Source organism: Pelagerythrobacter sp. Soil_C_18, from assembly GCF_057657235.1.
The window spans coordinates 1-16,500 of record NZ_JBDGIU010000007.1 but is presented as its reverse complement, the minus strand read 5'-3'; the positions used below and the strand labels follow the sequence as shown (position 1 = coordinate 16,500).

General features: G+C 64.3%; 18 protein-coding genes and 1 tRNA gene. 9 read left to right on the top strand and 10 right to left on the bottom strand.

Annotated elements, in window-relative coordinates; genetic code table 11:
* The first annotated feature begins 95 nt into the window (after positions 1–95).
* From gcvPA to AC3A5N_RS13985, 3 genes are read left to right on the top strand one after another with little or no spacing between them, the layout of a single operon-like run.
* Positions 96–1,457, top strand: coding sequence for an aminomethyl-transferring glycine dehydrogenase subunit GcvPA (gene gcvPA / locus AC3A5N_RS13995; protein ID WP_487737939.1), 1,362 nt, complete (start codon positions 96–98; stop codon positions 1,455–1,457).
* Positions 1,454–3,025, top strand: coding sequence for an aminomethyl-transferring glycine dehydrogenase subunit GcvPB (gcvPB, locus tag AC3A5N_RS13990; protein WP_487737938.1), 1,572 nt, complete (start codon positions 1,454–1,456; stop codon positions 3,023–3,025). The genes gcvPA and gcvPB overlap by 4 nt, the downstream gene beginning before the upstream one ends.
* Positions 3,025–3,759: an Nmad3 family putative nucleotide modification protein gene (locus tag AC3A5N_RS13985; RefSeq protein WP_487737937.1), complete on the top strand. Its 735-nt coding sequence runs from the start codon at positions 3,025–3,027 to the stop codon at positions 3,757–3,759. Before gcvPB ends, AC3A5N_RS13985 begins: the two co-directional genes overlap by 1 nt.
* Here the strand turns inward: AC3A5N_RS13985 and mmsB are convergent.
* The 9 genes from mmsB to AC3A5N_RS13940 form a co-directional block, all read right to left on the bottom strand.
* Positions 3,743–4,612, bottom strand: coding sequence for a 3-hydroxyisobutyrate dehydrogenase (mmsB, locus tag AC3A5N_RS13980; RefSeq protein ID WP_487737936.1), 870 nt, complete (start codon positions 4,610–4,612; stop codon positions 3,743–3,745). The two genes, AC3A5N_RS13985 and mmsB, sit on opposite strands and share 17 nt — an antisense overlap.
* 14 nt (positions 4,613–4,626) lie before the next feature.
* A complete protein-coding gene (locus tag AC3A5N_RS13975; protein WP_487737935.1) occupies positions 4,627–4,848 on the bottom strand; it encodes a hypothetical protein in 222 nt (73 codons plus the stop codon).
* 7 nt (positions 4,849–4,855) lie between these two features.
* On the bottom strand, positions 4,856–5,641 hold the full coding sequence (locus AC3A5N_RS13970) for an enoyl-CoA hydratase-related protein (RefSeq protein WP_487737934.1): 786 nt from the start codon (positions 5,639–5,641) through the stop codon (positions 4,856–4,858).
* A gap of 113 nt (positions 5,642–5,754) precedes the next feature.
* Positions 5,755–6,822 (bottom strand): enoyl-CoA hydratase/isomerase family protein, encoded by a 1,068-nt coding sequence (locus AC3A5N_RS13965; RefSeq protein ID WP_487737933.1) that lies wholly within the window; start codon positions 6,820–6,822, stop codon positions 5,755–5,757.
* Positions 6,823–6,833: 11 nt separating this feature from the next.
* Positions 6,834–7,979: an acyl-CoA dehydrogenase family protein gene (locus tag AC3A5N_RS13960; RefSeq protein WP_487737932.1), complete on the bottom strand. Its 1,146-nt coding sequence runs from the start codon at positions 7,977–7,979 to the stop codon at positions 6,834–6,836.
* A gap of 9 nt (positions 7,980–7,988) precedes the next feature.
* Complete coding sequence (locus tag AC3A5N_RS13955; protein ID WP_487737931.1) at positions 7,989–8,444, bottom strand: YybH family protein; 456 nt, start codon at positions 8,442–8,444, stop codon at positions 7,989–7,991.
* 47 nt (positions 8,445–8,491) lie between these two features.
* Positions 8,492–8,809 (bottom strand): I78 family peptidase inhibitor, encoded by a 318-nt coding sequence (locus tag AC3A5N_RS13950; protein WP_487737930.1) that lies wholly within the window; start codon positions 8,807–8,809, stop codon positions 8,492–8,494.
* The gene (locus AC3A5N_RS13945; protein WP_487737929.1) at positions 8,806–9,321 is read right to left on the bottom strand and encodes a hypothetical protein; all 516 of its coding nucleotides are present in this window, start codon (positions 9,319–9,321) and stop codon (positions 8,806–8,808) included. The genes AC3A5N_RS13950 and AC3A5N_RS13945 overlap by 4 nt, the downstream gene beginning before the upstream one ends.
* Positions 9,322–9,380: 59 nt before the next feature.
* Positions 9,381–10,877, bottom strand: coding sequence for a CoA-acylating methylmalonate-semialdehyde dehydrogenase (locus tag AC3A5N_RS13940; RefSeq protein ID WP_487737928.1), 1,497 nt, complete (start codon positions 10,875–10,877; stop codon positions 9,381–9,383).
* A 90-nt stretch (positions 10,878–10,967) separates the two neighbouring features.
* On the opposite strand from AC3A5N_RS13940, the gene AC3A5N_RS13935 reads away from it, so the two are divergent.
* From AC3A5N_RS13935 to AC3A5N_RS13910, 6 genes are all read left to right on the top strand, one after another.
* Complete coding sequence (locus AC3A5N_RS13935; RefSeq protein ID WP_487737927.1) at positions 10,968–11,864, top strand: LysR family transcriptional regulator; 897 nt, start codon at positions 10,968–10,970, stop codon at positions 11,862–11,864.
* 35 nt (positions 11,865–11,899) lie between these two features.
* Positions 11,900–11,973, top strand: a tRNA-Gly gene (locus AC3A5N_RS13930).
* A 163-nt stretch (positions 11,974–12,136) separates the two neighbouring features.
* Positions 12,137–13,387, top strand: coding sequence for a tyrosine-type recombinase/integrase (locus AC3A5N_RS13925; RefSeq protein ID WP_487737926.1), 1,251 nt, complete (start codon positions 12,137–12,139; stop codon positions 13,385–13,387).
* 177 nt (positions 13,388–13,564) lie between these two features.
* The gene (locus tag AC3A5N_RS13920) at positions 13,565–14,707 is read left to right on the top strand and encodes a Fic family protein (RefSeq protein ID WP_487737925.1); all 1,143 of its coding nucleotides are present in this window, start codon (positions 13,565–13,567) and stop codon (positions 14,705–14,707) included.
* Positions 14,708–14,801: 94 nt separating this feature from the next.
* Complete coding sequence (locus AC3A5N_RS13915; RefSeq protein ID WP_487737924.1) at positions 14,802–15,098, top strand: hypothetical protein; 297 nt, start codon at positions 14,802–14,804, stop codon at positions 15,096–15,098.
* 165 nt (positions 15,099–15,263) lie between these two features.
* Positions 15,264–15,752 carry a hypothetical protein gene (locus tag AC3A5N_RS13910; RefSeq protein WP_487737923.1) on the top strand — a complete coding sequence of 163 codons (489 nt, stop codon included), beginning with the start codon at positions 15,264–15,266 and terminating at the stop codon, positions 15,750–15,752.
* 577 nt (positions 15,753–16,329) lie between these two features.
* Here AC3A5N_RS13910 and AC3A5N_RS13905 read toward each other — a convergent pair.
* Positions 16,330–16,497 (bottom strand): helix-turn-helix transcriptional regulator, encoded by a 168-nt coding sequence (locus tag AC3A5N_RS13905; RefSeq protein WP_487738139.1) that lies wholly within the window; start codon positions 16,495–16,497, stop codon positions 16,330–16,332.
* Between the last annotated feature and the right edge of the window lie 3 nt (positions 16,498–16,500).

Here is a 16,500-nt window from a genome sequence, read left to right as displayed (position 1 = left end):
GCGTGAGTCCCCGCAAAGGCGGGGACCTCAGGCCACCCGCGCTCCGCCAAATGGCATGAGGCCCCCGCCTTCGCGGGGGCGCAGGATGGAAAATTATGCGCTATCTACCCCTGACCGACGCCGACCGCGGCGCAATGCTCGCGAAGATCGGCGCATCGTCGATCGACGACCTGTTCGCCGACGTCCCGCAGGAGGCGCGGCTTTCCGGGCCGATCGAGGGGCTGCCGCTCCATGCCAGCGAGATGGCGGTCGAGAAGCATATGCGCCGCCTGTCGAAGAAGAACCTCGCCGCCGCCGACGCGCCGTTCTTCCTCGGCGCGGGGGCTTACCGCCATCACGTTCCGGCGAGCGTCGACCACATCATCCAGCGCGGCGAATTCCTGACCGCCTACACGCCCTACCAGCCGGAAATCGCGCAGGGCACGCTGCAGATGCTGTTCGAGTTCCAGAGCCAGGTCGCGCGGCTCTACGGCTGCGCGGTGGCGAACGCCTCGATGTACGACGGCTCGACCGCCTGCTGGGAGGCGGTGGCGATGGCCGGGCGCGTCACCCGGCGCAAGCGCGTGGTGCTCTCGGGCGCGCTGCACCCGCATTACGCCGAGGTCGTGCGGACGATGGCCAAGTTCACCGAGGACGAGATCGCCGACGCGCTCCCCTCGCTGCAGGGCGCGCCCGACAACGCGGGCCTGATCGCCCGGATCGACGACGACACGAGCTGCGTCGTCGTGCAGTATCCGGACATTCTCGGCCGCATTCCGGATCTTGCGGCGATCGCCGAGGCGGCGCACGACAAGGGCGCGCTGCTGATCGCGGTCAATACGGAGCCGGTGGCGCTGGGCGCGATCAAGGCGCCAGGCGAGCTGGGCGCGGACATCGTGGTCGGCGAAGGACAGGCGATCGGCGTGGGCCTGCAGTTCGGGGGGCCCTATCTCGGCCTGTTCGCGGTGCGCGATACCAAGCACGTGCGCCAGATGCCCGGCCGGCTCTGCGGCGAGACCGCCGATGCGGAGGGCAAGCGCGGCTTCGTGCTCACGCTCTCGACCCGCGAGCAGCATATCCGCCGTGAGAAGGCGACCAGCAACATCTGCACCAATTCGGGGCTCTGCGCGCTCGCGTTCTCGGTCCACATGACCCTGCTCGGCGAAGAGGGGCTGCGCCGGCTTGCCGCCTGGAACCACACGCTTGCCTGCAAGGCGGCCGACCGGCTGGCCCGCGTGCCGGGTGTGCGGCTGCTCAACGACAGCTTCTTCAACGAGTTCACGCTGGTGATCGACGGCGACGCGCGCGAGATCGTGCGCAAGCTCGCCGACGATGGGATTCTCGCGGGTGTCTCGCTGGGTCGCCTCTATCCTGTGGAGGATGCGCTCAAGGGCGGCCTGCTCGTCACGGTCACCGAAACCACCACAGAGGAGGACGTCGAAACGCTTGCCTCCGCCCTGCAGGAGGCGCTGGCATGAACGCCCCCAACAAGTCCGGCTGGAAGCCCGAGATGACCGCTGCCGACGACGGGATGCACAATGGCCCGCGGACCGTCACCGGCAACCGCGCGCTGATGCTGGAAGAACCGCTGATATTCGAGCTCGCGGGCACCGACACGACCGGCGTCGACCTGCCGGAGATCGAGCTAGGTCCGAACCGCCTTGGCGGGATGGAGCGAACCGCGGCGATCGGCCTGCCCGGCCTGTCGGAGCCCGAGACGGTGCGCCACTACACCCGTCTCAGCCGCCAGAACTACGCGATTGACCTCGGCCTCTTCCCGCTCGGTTCGTGCACGATGAAGCACAATCCGCGGCTGAACGAGAAAGTGGCGCGCATGCCGGGCTTTGCCGACGTGCACCCGCTGCAGCCGGTCTCCACCGTGCGCGGGGCGCTGGAGGTGATCAACGAGCTGGCGTTCTGGCTGATCGATCTCACGGGGATGCACGGCGTCGCGATGAGCCCAAAGGCCGGCGCACACGGCGAGCTGTGCGGGATCCTGTGTATCCGCGCCGCGCTCGAGGCGCGGGGTGACCCGCGCGAGGTGGTCCTCGTGCCCGAAAGCGCGCACGGCACCAATCCCGCGACCGCGGCTTTCGCCGGCTACCGTGTCGAGAACATCCCTGCGAACGCCGAAGGGCGGGTCGATCTCGAAGCGCTCAAGACCCGTCTCGGGCCCGATGTTGCGGCGGTGATGATCACCAACCCGAACACCTGCGGCCTGTTCGAGCGTGACATGAAGGCAATCTCCGACGCAGTCCATGCCGCCGGGGGCTTCGTCTATTGCGATGGCGCGAACTTCAACGCCATCGTCGGCAAGGTCCGCCCCGGCGACCTCGGCGTCGACGCGATGCACATCAACCTGCACAAAACCTTCTCCACCCCGCACGGTGGCGGCGGGCCGGGATCCGGTCCGGTGGTGCTGAGCGAGGCGCTGAGCCCCTTCGGCCCGCTGCCGTTCACCGCGCGCACCGCCGACGGCGTCGTCCATCTCGTGGAGGAGGAGAACGCGGCCGAGTTCGACCATACGCGTGCGTTCGGCCGCATGACCGCGTTCCACGGGCAGATGGGCATGTTCACCCGCGCGCTGGCCTATATCCTGAGCCACGGCGCTGACGGGCTCAGGCAGGTGGCGGAGGATGCGGTGCTCAACGCCAACTATATCCTGCGCAGTCTCGACGATCTGCTCCACGCCCCGTTCGGCGAGGGCGGGCCGTGCATGCACGAGGCGCTGTTCGGCGATCGCGGCTTCGGCGAAGGGCTGTCCACGCTCGATCTGGCGAAGTCGCTGATCGATGAGGGATATCATCCGATGACCATGTATTTCCCGCTCGTCGTCCACGGCGCGATGCTGATCGAGCCGACCGAGACCGAGAGCAAGGCCGGCCTCGACCAGTTCATCGCCGCCGTGCGCAGCGTGGCGGAACGTGCAAGGGCCGGGGACGTGTCGATGAAGCAGGCGCCTTATTACGCGCCTCGCCGCCGGCTCGACGAGACGCTCGCGGCGCGCAAGCCGGTTCTGGCCTGGAGCGATCCCGACTCCGCCTGATGCGGATCGTCCTGAGCAGGAAAGGCTTCGACAGCACTTCGGGCGGCGGGCCGTCGCCGATCGTCGGTGGCCGGCCGCTCAGCCTGCCGATCCCGGCGGCCGAGCATTCGCGCACGACTTATGGTTCGCTGGAGTTGGGGCAGCATGTCGTGCGCGCCAGCAGGGGCCGGGTCGGCGCGGATGATCTGTGCCACCACGATCCGATGTTCCTGGCCGACGGCACCTGCCTGTTCGGCCAGTGCGGCGCCGCGCAGACGCATCTCGCAAACCGCGGCGTCGGGGCGGGGGACGTGTTCCTTTTCTTCGGCCTCTTCCGAGAAGAGGAGAGCGGTGAGCCGCACCACCGGATCTTCGGCTATCTCGAAGTCGAGCGGCGGATCGATCTGGCGTGCTGCGAAGAGACGGCCCTCGCAGCGCTGCGCGAACACGGCCACCCGCACGCGATCGCGATGCATGGCCGCAACGATGCGATCTACCGTGGACCGGGCGGCACGGCTTCGCGCGCCGGGGATGCCCTGCGGCTGACGATGCCAGGCGGCCCGCCGAGCCTGTGGCGCCGGCCCGCCTGGCTGCGGCGCGGCGGGCTTTCGTATCACGACCGCGCCGACCGCTGGCTTCGGGGCGGGCGGCTGCGCGCCGTTTCGCGCGGTCAGGAGTTCGTGACCGAGATCGGGCGCCGCAGGGCGCCGCGCGAATGGCTCGCGCGGGCGATCGCGGCTATCGAAGCGTCTTGATGATGGCCGAGAAGTCGAGCCCACCGTTCTCGGCTGCGAAGGATTCGTAAAGCTCCTTCGCGTGGGCGCCGAGCGGGGTCGGGGTGCCGGACGTCTCCGCCGCTTCCATCGCCAGCTTCAGGTCCTTGAGCATCAGCGCCGTGGCGAAACCGCCTTGGTAGCCGTTGTCCGACGGGCTTTGCGGTCCGACGCCGGGAACGGGGCAGTAGCTGGTCATCGACCACGACTGCCCCGTCGCCTTCGACGAGATATCGTAGAAGACCTGTGGGTCGAGCCCGAGCTTTTCCGCCAACGTGAAACCTTCGCAAGTGGCGATCATCGTCGCGGCCAGGATCAGGTTGTTGCACAGCTTCGCCGCTTCGCCCGCGCCCGAATCGCCGGCATGGATCACCGCCTTGCCCATCGCCGAGAGGATCGGTTCCGCGCGCGAGAACGCCTCGTCGCTGCCGCCGACCATGAAGGTCAGGGTGCCGGCATTGGCCGCCGCGATGCCGCCGGAAACCGGCGCATCGACCATCACATAGCCCTTCGCGCCAGCAGCCTCGGACAACTCGCGCGCGGTGGCAACATCGATGGTCGAGCAGTCGAGCAGCACCACGCCTTCGGGCGCATGGCCGAACACGTCGTTTTCGAACACAGCTTTCACGATCCCGCCGTTGGGCAGCATCGAGACGACCGCCTCTACACCGCTCACCGCTTCCTTGGCATCGGTGAAGGTCTCGCACCCGTTCTCGCGCGCCGCGGCGAGCGCGGGCTCGGCCAGGTCGAACGCGCGGACCTCATGCCCCGCCTTCACGAGATTGGCAGCCATCCCGCCGCCCATGTTGCCGAGGCCGATGAAGGCGATTTTCATTTCTAGTCTCCCGATCACCAGCCGTCGTTCGGCCGGTTGATAAACCATCGCAGCAGGCTCGCGCTGACAATCAACGCGGCGCCAACCGCGAAGAACCAGGTTCCTGCCAAGAAGTAGGCGATAAGCGCTAACGCAGAGCTGTCGTAGTCACCCAGCCAGCCGGTTGCCAGCAAAGCGAAAAGCCCCGCCTGAAGAGCAAGCAAAATGCCCGCTGCGACTACGGTGCCTCGGCTCATTATAGAATCACCGCCCCTTCCACTTACCCTCGCGCTTCTCGATGAAGGCGGCCATGCCCTCGGCCTTGTCCTCCGATGCGGCGAGGATCTGGAAGATGCGGCGTTCGACGATCAGTCCCTGATCGAGCGTGGTCTCGAACGCGGCGTTGACCATTTCCTTGTTCGCGATCGCAGCCATCGGCGGCATTCCCGCGATCGCCGTGGCGGTCTTGAGCGCTTCGTCGAGCAAGCTGTCGTGCGGCACGACGCGGGCGACGAGGCCGGAACGCTCGGCCTCCTCGGCGTCCATCATGCGGCCGGTCAGGCACATCTCCATCGCCTTGGCCTTGCCGACCGCGCGGGTCAGGCGCTGGCTTCCGCCCATGCCGGGGGCGACACCGAGCTTGATCTCGGGCTGGCCGAACCTGGCCTTATCGCTCGCCAGGATGAAGTCCGCCATCATCGCCAGCTCGCACCCGCCGCCGAGCGCGAAGCCGTTGACTGCCGCGACCCAAGGCTTGCGGGTCGCTTTGACGAGATCGCTGGTCCAGCGGGCGAAGAAATCCTCGAGAAAGAAGTCGGCGGCCGCCTTGTTGGCCATCTCCTTGATGTCGGCGCCCGCGGCGAAGGCCTTGTCGCCCGCACCGGTCAGCACCGCGCAGCGCTGACTGTCATCGGCCTCAAAGGCTGCGAAGGCGGCGATCAGGTCTTCGAGCACCTGCGAGTTAAGCGCATTCAGCGCCTGCGGGCGGTTGAGCGTGATCAGCGTGACTGCGTCGCGCTGTTCGGCGGTGATCGTTTCGTAATCGGCCATCGGCCTCCCTCCAATCGTCACCCTGAACTTGCTTCAGGGCCCATTCCTCGAATTGCGCCGCCGTCGCTGGTGGAGCGATGGCTGCTGAAACAAGTTCAGCATGACGGCGCCGGTTAGCTCCGGTCGAGCGGCACCCATTCTTCCCCTTCGGGCAGGGGGGCGAAGATGCTGTCGAGCAGGCCCCCGGTCACACCCTCGGGCGTCGCGGGGTCCCACTTGGGATCGCCGGTCTTGTCGACGATCACCGCGCGTACCCCTTCGGCGAAGTCCGGGCGGACGATCACGCGGCTGGCGATCCGGTATTCGTTGCGCATGTTGTCGGCGAAGTCGGTGAAGTCCTTCGCCTCGGCGAGCTGGCGCAGCGCGACCTTGCAGGTCTGCGGGCTCTTGGCGCGCAGCGCGTCGAGCTCCTTCTCCGCCCATTCGCCCCCATTGCTCTCGGCGCCCTTCTCCAGGCTGGCGAGAATGTCCTCGAGCCGGTCCGAGGCGAAGTGCTTGGCGATCCGGTCGGCGTTGGCGGCAACCCGCGCTTCGGGCGGAGTGACCGAAAGCTCCGACAGAATGCCCCCGATCCGGTCCGGGTGTTCGGCGATGCGCGCCTTGGCCTCGGGCAGCTTCGCGGCGGGAAGGTAGTGGGTGGCAAGCCCGGCCCAGAGACACTCGGAGCCGTCGAGCCGCGCGCCGGTGAGCGCAAGGAACTGGCCGAGCCGCCCGCCGAGCCGCGCAAGATACCAGCCCCCGCCGACATCGGGAAACAGGCCGATGCCCGTCTCCGGCATGGCGAAGCGCGTGTTCTCGGTCGCGACGCGGTATTTCGCGGGCAAGGCGATTCCGACGCCGCCGCCCATCGTGATCCCGTCCATGAAGGCGACGATCGGCTTGGGGTAGGCGAACATCTGGTGGTTGAGCTGGTATTCGTCGTGGAAGAACTTCCGCCCGCTGACGCCGTTATCGTTCAGCGCCGAGTTGCGCAGGAAGGCGATATCGCCGCCCGCGCAGAACCCGCGCCCTTCGGCATGATCGACGATCACCGCCGCGACCGCATCGTCGCTCTCCCAGCGGCCGAGGGCCTCGCTCATCGCGTGACACATTTCCAGCGTCAGCGCATGGAGCGCCTTCGGCCGGTTGAGCGAGAGGTGCCCGGCCTTGCCGTGGGTATGGATGTTCACGTCTTCAGTCATCGGTTCGCTACTCACTGGCGCAACAGGTCCCGGCCCACGATCATGCGCATGACCTGGTTCGTGCCTTCGAGGATCGAATGCACCCGCAGATCGCGCCAGAAGCGCTCGATCGGGTAGTCCTTCAGATAGCCGTAGCCGCCGAAGAGCTGGAGCGCGTTGTTGACGACGTTGCTGCCGCTGTCGGTCGCGAGGCGTTTGGCCATGGCGGAAAAGCGCGTCTTGTCAGGTGCATTCTCGGTCACCTTGACGGCTGCGAGGTAGAGCAGAGCGCGCGCCGCTTCCAGTTCGGTCGCCATGTCGGCGAGCGTGAACTGGGTGTTCTGGAAGTCCGCGATCGGCTGGCCGAACTGCTGGCGTTCCTTGGTATAGGCGATCGCCTCGTCCAGACAGCGCTGCGCGCCGCCCAGCGAGCACGCGCCGATGTTGAGGCGGCCGCCGTCGAGCCCGGCCATGGCGAAGCGGAAACCGTCGCCCTCCGCGCCGACGCGGTTCTCCACCGGCACGCGCGCGTCCTCGAAGATCACCTGCGCGGTGGGGGAGGCGTTCCAGCCGAGCTTCTTCTCCGGCGCGCCGAAGCTGACGCCCGGCGTGTCCTTCTCGACGACGAGGCAGGTGATCCCGCGGCTCTTGTGTTCGCCGGTGCGGACCATGCAGACGTAGATGTCGTTGAACCCGCCGCCCGAGATGAACTGCTTGGTGCCGTTGAGCACGTAATGGTCGCCGTCCAGCCGCGCGGTGGTCTTGAGATCGGCCGCGTCCGAGCCGGAGCCCGGCTCGGTCAGGGCGTAGCTGGCGATCTGCTCCATCGTCACCAGCCGGGGCAGGAACTTCTTCTTGACCTCATCGCCGCCGAAACGGTCGATCATCCATGCGGCCATGTTGTGGATCGAGACGTAGGCGCTCGTCGCGGGGCAGCCGTAAGCCATCGCTTCCATGATCAGCGCCGCTTCCAGCCGGCCCAGCGCGATCCCGCCGCTCTCTTCCGAGACGTAGATTGCCCCGAACCCGAGCTCGCCGGTCTTCTGGATCACGTCGCGCGGGAAGTGGTGCTTCTCGTCCCACTCGGCGGCGAACGGCGTGATATGGTCGGCCGTAAAGCGGCGTGCCATTTCCTGGATCGCGAGTTGATCGTCGGTAAGCTGGAATTGTCCGGTCATTGGCCCTGTTCAGTCTGTCGCAGTTTCGATCCGCGTGTTCTGGTCGTGCACGAGCCGCCATTGGCCATCCTCGAGCTGGAAGCCAAGCGAGAGATAGGCGGGGCGTCCCGGTGTTGGCCCGGCGCCATCGGAGTCGTAGCTGGTGCGATAGAGCGCATAGCCGTAATCGCGCCCCTCCCGCACCCTCACCGGCTCCAGCACCATCACCCACGCAGGATCGGCGAACCATTCGCGGTGAAAGCCGAGGAACTGCTCGCGCGTATCGTAGCGCTCGCCGTTCGGGAAGATCAGTATGAGCGTCTCGCCCTTGGTGATCGTGTCGGCGATCCCCTCATAATCGCGCGACTGGATCGCGGCGACGTGGCGGTTCAGCGTTTCGCGGAAGCTCTCCGACGGAGGCTCGGGCACGCTCTGGCATGCGCCGAGCGCGAGCGGCGCGAGAAGAAGGGGCAGCGCGTATTTCACGCGCTGCTTCCCGAGCCGCTCAGCCTGAACCTACGCCGGTGCATCGTTCACCCGCAGGTGATCTTGGTGATGGTCATTGCATCGTCGTACATCACGTTGACCCGGTCCTGCCGGAAATCCATCGTGAAGGCGGCGCGAGGCGGGCCCCAGCGAAGCTGGCGCGCGCCGGTCGCGTCGAGGATCTGCTCGCCGATCTGCCCGGTCGCCTTCTGGCCGATGTAGGTCTGCGCTGCTGCGGGATCGCACATGGCGGTCTCCCCGTTTTCGGTGCCCGGCGTGCCGGGCTCATCGGCGGACGTCGTGGCGCATGCCGCGAGCGCCGCGGCGGGCAAGAGGGCGATCAGTTTTCCAGTGTGAATCATCATGCGTCTCCTTCGGAGCAGCGGCTATAGCGCAGCGGATCGGCCATGGCGTCCTCGCCGTATTCGGTGCGGACGAGGGCTTCGCCGCCATCTTGTGCGGCGAGCGCCATGTCGCGGCTCCAAGTCATGCCTTCGCCGGTGAAGGAAAAAGTGGCGCGGATGTTGTCGTCGGTGCGTTGGGCAATGTCGCCTAGCATAGCGCGTGATTCGTAGAACGTGATCGTGTTGCCGGTGACCTCGATCAACCCTTTGGCATCGCCCCGGGTCGAGGTGCAGTCGGCCGCGACGAGGCCCCAGCGGCCCTGTAGCGCGGCAGGGATTGAGGCCGTGTCGCTATCTGGCGTGGAGGTCTCGCCGGCGGGCGGCGTTGCTCCGTCGCCGATGCCGCCATCGGGCTCCACCGGCATCGGGGTTTCGGCCGCGGAATCCGCGCCATCGGCGCTATCGTCCGCAGGCGCACCGCAGGCCGCGAGCGCGAACGCCGGGGCTGCGGCAAGAGCAATCATCAGTCGCATGGAGTCCTCCAGTCTTTGTTGCGCTGCCTAAACTCGCGAGCCGCGCGGATTATCCCGGCTCATCCCATCGTCGGGATGAGGAAGGCATTCGACCCGTCGCCCCCACCGTCCGGCCAGCGCTGGGTGACGGTCTTGACCTTGGTCCAGAACTTGAGCCCCTCGGTGCCGTACTGGTTCGTGTCGCCGAAGCCGGAACGCTTCCAGCCGCCGAAGCTATGATAGCTCACCGGCACGGGGATCGGCACGTTCACACCGACCATGCCGACGTTGACCCGGCTCGCGAACTCGCGCGCGGCGTGGCCGTTGCGGGTGAAGATGGCGACGCCGTTGCCGTACTGGTGGTCACTCGGCAGGCGCACCGCTTCCTCGAAGTCGGTGGCGCGCACGATCTGGAGCACCGGGCCGAAGATCTCCTCCTGATAGGACTTCATCTGCGGCGTCACCCGGTCGATCAGCGTCGGGCCGACGAAGAAGCCTTTCTCGTGCCCCTGCAGGCTGAACCCGCGCCCGTCGACTACGATCTCGGCGCCTTCCTGCTCGGCGGTGTCGATCCACTGCTCGATCCGCGCCTTGTGCTCGGGCGTGACCACCGGGCCGTAATGTGCATCGGGATCGTTCGACACGCCGACCCGCAAGGCGTTGATCGCGGGGATCAGCTTTTCCTTGAGCCGCTCGGCGGTGTCATCGCCCACCGGAACCACCACGGGCAGTGCCATGCAGCGCTCGCCGGCCGAACCGAAGGCGGCGCCGGCCAGGTCGTTCACCACCTGATCGAGGTCGGCGTCAGGCATGACGATGCCGTGGTTCTTCGCGCCGCCCATCGCCTGGACACGCTTTCCGTTTTCGACCCCGCGCTTGTAGACGTAGTGCGCGATGTCGCTGCTGCCGACGAAGCTGACGCCGGCGATGTCGGGGTGATCGAGGATCGCGTCGACCATTTCCTTGTCGCCGTGGACGACCTGCAGCAGCCCCTCGGGCGCGCCTGCCTCGAGGAACAGTTCGGCGAGGCGCACGGGCACGCTCGGATCGCGCTCGCTGGGCTTGAGGATGAAGGCGTTGCCCGCCGCGATCGCCATGCCGAACATCCACATCGGAATCATCGCGGGGAAGTTGAACGGCGTAATGCCTGCGCCGATGCCGATCGGCTGGCGCATCGAATAGACGTCGATCCCCGGCCCGGCGCCCAGCGTGTATTCGCCTTTCAGCACCTGCGGGATGCCGCAGGCGTATTCGATCACTTCGAGCCCGCGCTGCACGTCGCCCTTGGCGTCGTCGACCACCTTGCCGTGTTCGCTGGAAAGCAGCTCGGCGAGCTCCTGCATGTTGGCTTCGATGAGTTCCTTGAAGCGGAACATCACCCGCGCGCGCCGCTGCGGATTGGTCATGGCCCAGCCGGGCTGGACCCTCTTCGCCGCCTCGATCGCGCGGTCGAGCAGAGCGGCATCGCCCAGCGCCACTTCGGCCTGAACCTCGCCGGTGGACGGATTCCACACCTTATGCGTGCGCCCGGACCCGCCGCCGGCTCCTCCGGCGATGAAATGGTCGACCTGGCGCATGACGTATCTCCTCTACCAATCGTTGGGCGCGGATCGTGCCGATTGCAAGCTTGCAGACAACCTTCAATATCGCAGGTAAAGCCTGCAAATATGCAGGATCCCAACTGGAACGACATCCGCGTGTTCCTCGCGGTGGCGGAAGCGGGCCAGATCGGCCGCGCCGCGCGTGCGCTCCGGCTCGATCCGACCACCCTCGGCCGCCGGTTGCGACGGCTCGAGCGGCAACTCGAGATCACGCTGTTCGAACGCACGCGCGAAGGCCAGACGCTGACCGAAGCAGGCGAGAGCCTGCTCGCCAAGGCCGAGGCCATGGCCCAGGCCGCGCGCTCGATCGACGCAGTGCAGAGCCGTCAGACCGGCCTCGGGGGAAATCTGCGTCTCAGCGTCTCGGAAGGCTTCGGCAGCCAGTTCCTGACGCTCTATCTTGCCGATTTCGCCCGCGCCCATCCCAACCTTTCGATCGAACTGGTCGCCAACAGCGGGTTTCTGAGTCCCTCGAAGCGCGAGGCCGATATTGCCGTCATGCTCTCGCGCCCCCAGGCCGGGCCGGTCATCTGCCGCAAACTCTCGGACTACAGCCTGATGCTCTATGCCAGCCGCCGCTATCTGGCGGTGCACGGCACGCCGCAGCGTCCGCGCGAGCTTGCGCAGGGCCACACGCTGGTGAGCTACATCCCCGACCTGCTTTATGCGCCCGAACTCAACTATCTCGACGATTTCCATGCGGGGCTGACGGCGCACATCCGCTCGTCCAGCATCAACGCGCAGAACCGCCTGATCGAGGAAGGAGTGGGGATCGGCGTGCTGCCGCGATTCATCGGCGACCGCGGTGCCGACCTCGTCCCCGTCTGCCCGGACCGTTCGATCCGCCGCAGCTTCTGGATCGTAACCCACCGCGACACCCAGAACCTGGCCCGCGTGCGCCTCGCCAAGGAATGGCTGCTCGACTGCATGCGGACGGGCCGCAAGGTGCTGATGCCCGATTGACCCGCGCGCGCCGTTACGGCAAAGGCGCTCACCGCGCGGGTGTAGCTCAATGGTAGAGCAGCAGCTTCCCAAGCTGACGACGAGGGTTCGATTCCCTTCACCCGCTCCAACAGCCCCTCCCAGAAGGTCCGAGAAGGTCCCGTTAGCAACTGTTTTTAACAGCTTTTTTATGGTAAAAGGTCTCTACAGGTTCGGAGACGTTTCACCAAAACCCGGCACATAAGTGGAACAGGTGATGGTATCTCCGAAAAGCGGAGAAAGGCGGTACCATCATGACCCATGGGAATCGGCAGAAGTCCTTGACCGCGGTATCGGTGAAGCGAGCCAAGCCGAAGGACAAGCCATACAAGCTCTCTGATCGAGATGGGCTTTATCTGTACGTGAAGCCGAACGGCAGCCGGCTTTGGCGGATGAACTACCGCTTCCATGGCGCACAGAAGACCATCTCATTCGGGCGCTGGCCGGAAGTCACGCTGGCGGACGCTCGCGAAAAGACCCTACAGGCCCGCCGACGCCTTACCGACGGCATCGATCCTTGCGAGCAGAAGAAGCTCGACAGGATCGCGGCCTCGATCGCACACGCCAACACCTTCAAAGCGATTTCGAATGAATGGCTGGAGAAGGTGCGCCTCGAAGAACGCGCACCAATGACCATCCGCAAGTATGAGTGGCAGCTCGGCCTCGTCATGCCGAGCCTGGGCAGGCGGCCACTCAGCCAGATCTCGGCTCATGAGGTGTTGCTCGCGCTCAAGCGGATCGAGCGAACCAAGAAGTACTACACAGCCTGCAGCGTCCGGGCGACCTGCAGTCAGATATTCCGCTATGCGATCGCTACTGCACGCGCAGAGCGCGATGTGTGCGCTGACCTTCGCGGAGCCTTGGTGACGCCCAAGGTCGTACACCGCGCAGCGATAACGACCCCCAAAGAGGCGGGCGCACTGATGCGCTCCCTAGAGGACTATGACGGGCACCCGATCATCCGAGCTGCCTTGCGCCTGCTGCCTCACGTCTTCGTTCGTCCCGGCGAGCTTCGCCATGCCGAGTGGAAGGAGTTTGACCTCGAGCGAGAGGTCTGGACCATCCCGGACCACAAGATGAAGATGGGGCGGCCCCATGCCGTGCCGTTATCGCGGCAGGCCATCGCGATTATTCGGGAGCTGGAGCATGACGAGGCGCTGAGCCCCTATCTGTTTCATTCCTTACGAGGCGGGGACAGGCCCATGTCCGACAACACAATTAATGCCGCCCTCAGGCGTTTGGGATATGCCAAGAATGAAATGACCGCCCATGGCTTCCGGGCGATGGCGGCCACGTTGTTGAACGAGATGGGAATCTGGAATCCCGATGCCATCGAACGGCAACTTGCCCATGCCGAAGCCAACTCAGTGCGGAGGGCATACACGCGCGGTCAGTATTGGAACGAGCGTGTCCGGATGATGCAGCACTGGTCCGATTATCTCGACGAGCTACGGGGCGGCGCCACGATTCTTCGGGCGGACTTCGGCCAGTACAGCCCATCTTGAGTGCAACAGCGAGCACCTTGCTAGTGACATGGAAATTGGTGATCCGTAACGTCGCCGCGACGTGCGGGTCAGTGGAAGGCGATTTAACACGACTTTTTTTCGCGTTAAAAATTCCACACTTTTATAACACGACAAACCGGATATGTAAGCGCGACTCATAAACGCGAACATGAACGCATGAAACTGACGCACACATACGACATACCCAATTTGCCGCTGCCGAAAGCGGTCGATTCCGAAGCCGTGTTACGCGCCTTGGCACCGGCTCATCGGCACCTCGCCGAGTTAAAGGGCCGCGCCAGCAGCATACCGAATCCGGGGATCCTCATTGATACCCTCTTTCTGCAGGAGGCGAAGGCAAGCTCCGAGATCGAAAACATCATCACGACACACGACGAGGTCTTTCAGACGACGCTCTTCCCGGAAAGCCCTGCCTCACCAGCGGCAAAGGAAGTCGCCCTCTACAGGGACGCACTCCACCTCGGGTTTGAGCGGCTTCGTGAACAAGACGGGCTGCTAACGAACAATACCATCATCGCCATGTTCCAAGCGTTGAAACGCACCGATGGCGGATTTCGCGATACGCCAGGTACGGCTCTCAAGAACGAAGCGAGCGGTAAACTCGTGTATGTGCCTCCCCAAGATGGTCGCGCCGTTCGGGATCTGATGAATGGGCTCGAACGCTACATTAACGAGGACGAGCTATGCGCACTCGATCCGCTCCTCAAGATGGCGATTATTCACCACCAGTTCGAAAGCATCCATCCGTTCCCCGACGGGAACGGGCGCATTGGGCGCATCATCAATGTGCTGTATCTCACCAGGCAACGTTTGCTGGACATCCCGATCCTATATCTCAGCCGCTTCATCACCTCGAATAAGGGCGAGTACTACCGGCTCCTTCAGCTGGTGCGTGAGAAGCAGCAATGGGAGGAATGGTTGCTCTACATGCTTCAGGCAGTCGCCGAAACGTCTGTCGAAACACTGAAGATGGTCGAAGGCATCCACAGACTTATGGCAGTCTATAAGAACCGCATTAGAACCGAGCACACGAAGATATACTCGCAAGACCTCCTGAACACCCTTTTCCGGTTCCCTTACACTCGGATCGAGATGGTGCAGAAAGACATTGGGAAGACCCGTCAAACAACAGCGAAATACCTTGATGAACTTTGCGAGGCGGGACTGCTGACTAAGCACAGGCTTGGGAAGGCCAACTACTACGCAAACGATCCTCTCGCGGCGCTGTTTCTGGATGCGCCGAGTGCCTCGCAGCCGGAGGAAGTCAAGGAGGCGGGAGTGTCGGCCAATATTGCCTAGTCGACTCCCGGTCAGTTGAGAGGCACTTTGTCCAGAAGTCAGGCGACCGTGGAAAGGCGCCTCTTGCACTGCCTGCTGGCTGAAAGGAGCTATCATGGTCCGGCTTACCTTGATTATTCCGCTGTTGGCGGTGTGGGGATGCCAGGATGCTCCAACACGCAACGCTGAAGAGTCGATTGTCAGCTTCAACGAGCGTTTGGCTGAAGTTCTTCGATCGAAGCCCAGGGGCCTTTCGCGTGCCTATGCAATCATGAAAGATGGGGCTGCGGATGGGGAGTGGCTAGCCACTATCCACGGCTATCCTGACAACAGAGCTGTATGCGAAGAGCTGATCGCGCCCTACAATGAAGATGAGACGCTTCTGTCATTCAAGGGACATATATCTGCGTAGAGCTGTAGATCTCGGGCATTAGGCGAGCTCAGGTTCGCTCGTTGAGTACCTGGAGTGATGATGGGCGGGGCGGACGCTGGCTGCCCTGCGAGCTAACTATCTTGAATCTCGACAAAGTTCAAGCTAACCGCGCTCGCTCAAGAAACGAGTGAGGGGGGAGAATTCATGAAGCTGCGAGTCCTCTGGCTGGCAGTCGCGGGCGTAGCTGCGCTTCCGGCTTCGGCAGCTGCTCAAGTTGTCTTGGAAGGCAATGGCGCGCGTTCCGAGGGTGAGTGGGGTGGCGAGCTCGGCGTCGGCTACTCGGTCGGTTCCGCCGGCTTCAAGCTCACGCCCGCCATCGGTGCATTCATCCATCAGGGCGACAATGATCGCTACTACATGGACGACAACGCCGGCGATCCGCGCTGCCGCGACAGCACCAATGGCCAGTACGCTGAGAGCGAGCTGTGCGACAACACTGCAGTGAAGATTTATGGCCGGGTTGAGGCCACCTACAGCCTTCCCGCCTCCTTCACATTCGGAGCTGGCGTGCGCTACATGAGTGAAGAGTTCCGCCCGTATGGCACAGTGGCGTTCCCGCTCGCACCGCGCATCACCATCAAAGGCAATGCTGGGCCGAAGTATTATGCGGCAGGTCTCCAGGCTCGCTTCTGAGCTCGGCCATGGTTTGATGCATGACCGGCCTGGAGGGGGAACTTCCTGCACAGCAGGCCCCCCTCCGAAGGCAGAGGTCAGAGGTTCGAAGCCTGTCGGGCGCGTCACTTTACAGGGACTTACTCCTCTGGAACGCAGACCGTACGGAACGAACGGAGAATGCCTCCGGTAGTTGGCGGCGAATCTCAAATGTGAGGAAGTGCGCGCTGCCTGTGTCGCGACGGCCGCAGAAGCCATTGCTGCGTAGGGTGGTTATTTCTTGCAGGCCTTGAGCCCGAGATTCTTGATCCGCCAGCACATCGCAGACGGCGAGACTATGAAGTTACAGCTGCTTCATCAGAGGTGGGCCGCGCTCATCACGCGCCGCCTCATAAATCATTTGAACCGCATTCTCGGCGTGAACAAATTTGCCGCGAAGCTATTTTCCTGATGCTCATGAACTTTGTGGATATCCGAGTTATAGACCGGTGCGTGCCGCTCGGTTGGATACATCCGGATCGTTCGCTCCAGCAGCACGAGCCATGATGTAGTCGCGGATGAGGCGCTCAATGTCATTTGGCGGTTGAAAATTCTGGCTCTATTGGCTCCTGTCTGCGGTGTAGCACATGGGGCTATTCATCCATTCGTCGATATCAGCTTCCAGCCAAGCCACGCATCGAGGACCGATCGTAATCTGCTTCGGAAACGTGCCCTCCTCGATCTTGCGGTAGAGTGTCGAGCGGCTGAGGCCGGTCTTGTCGAGCACGGC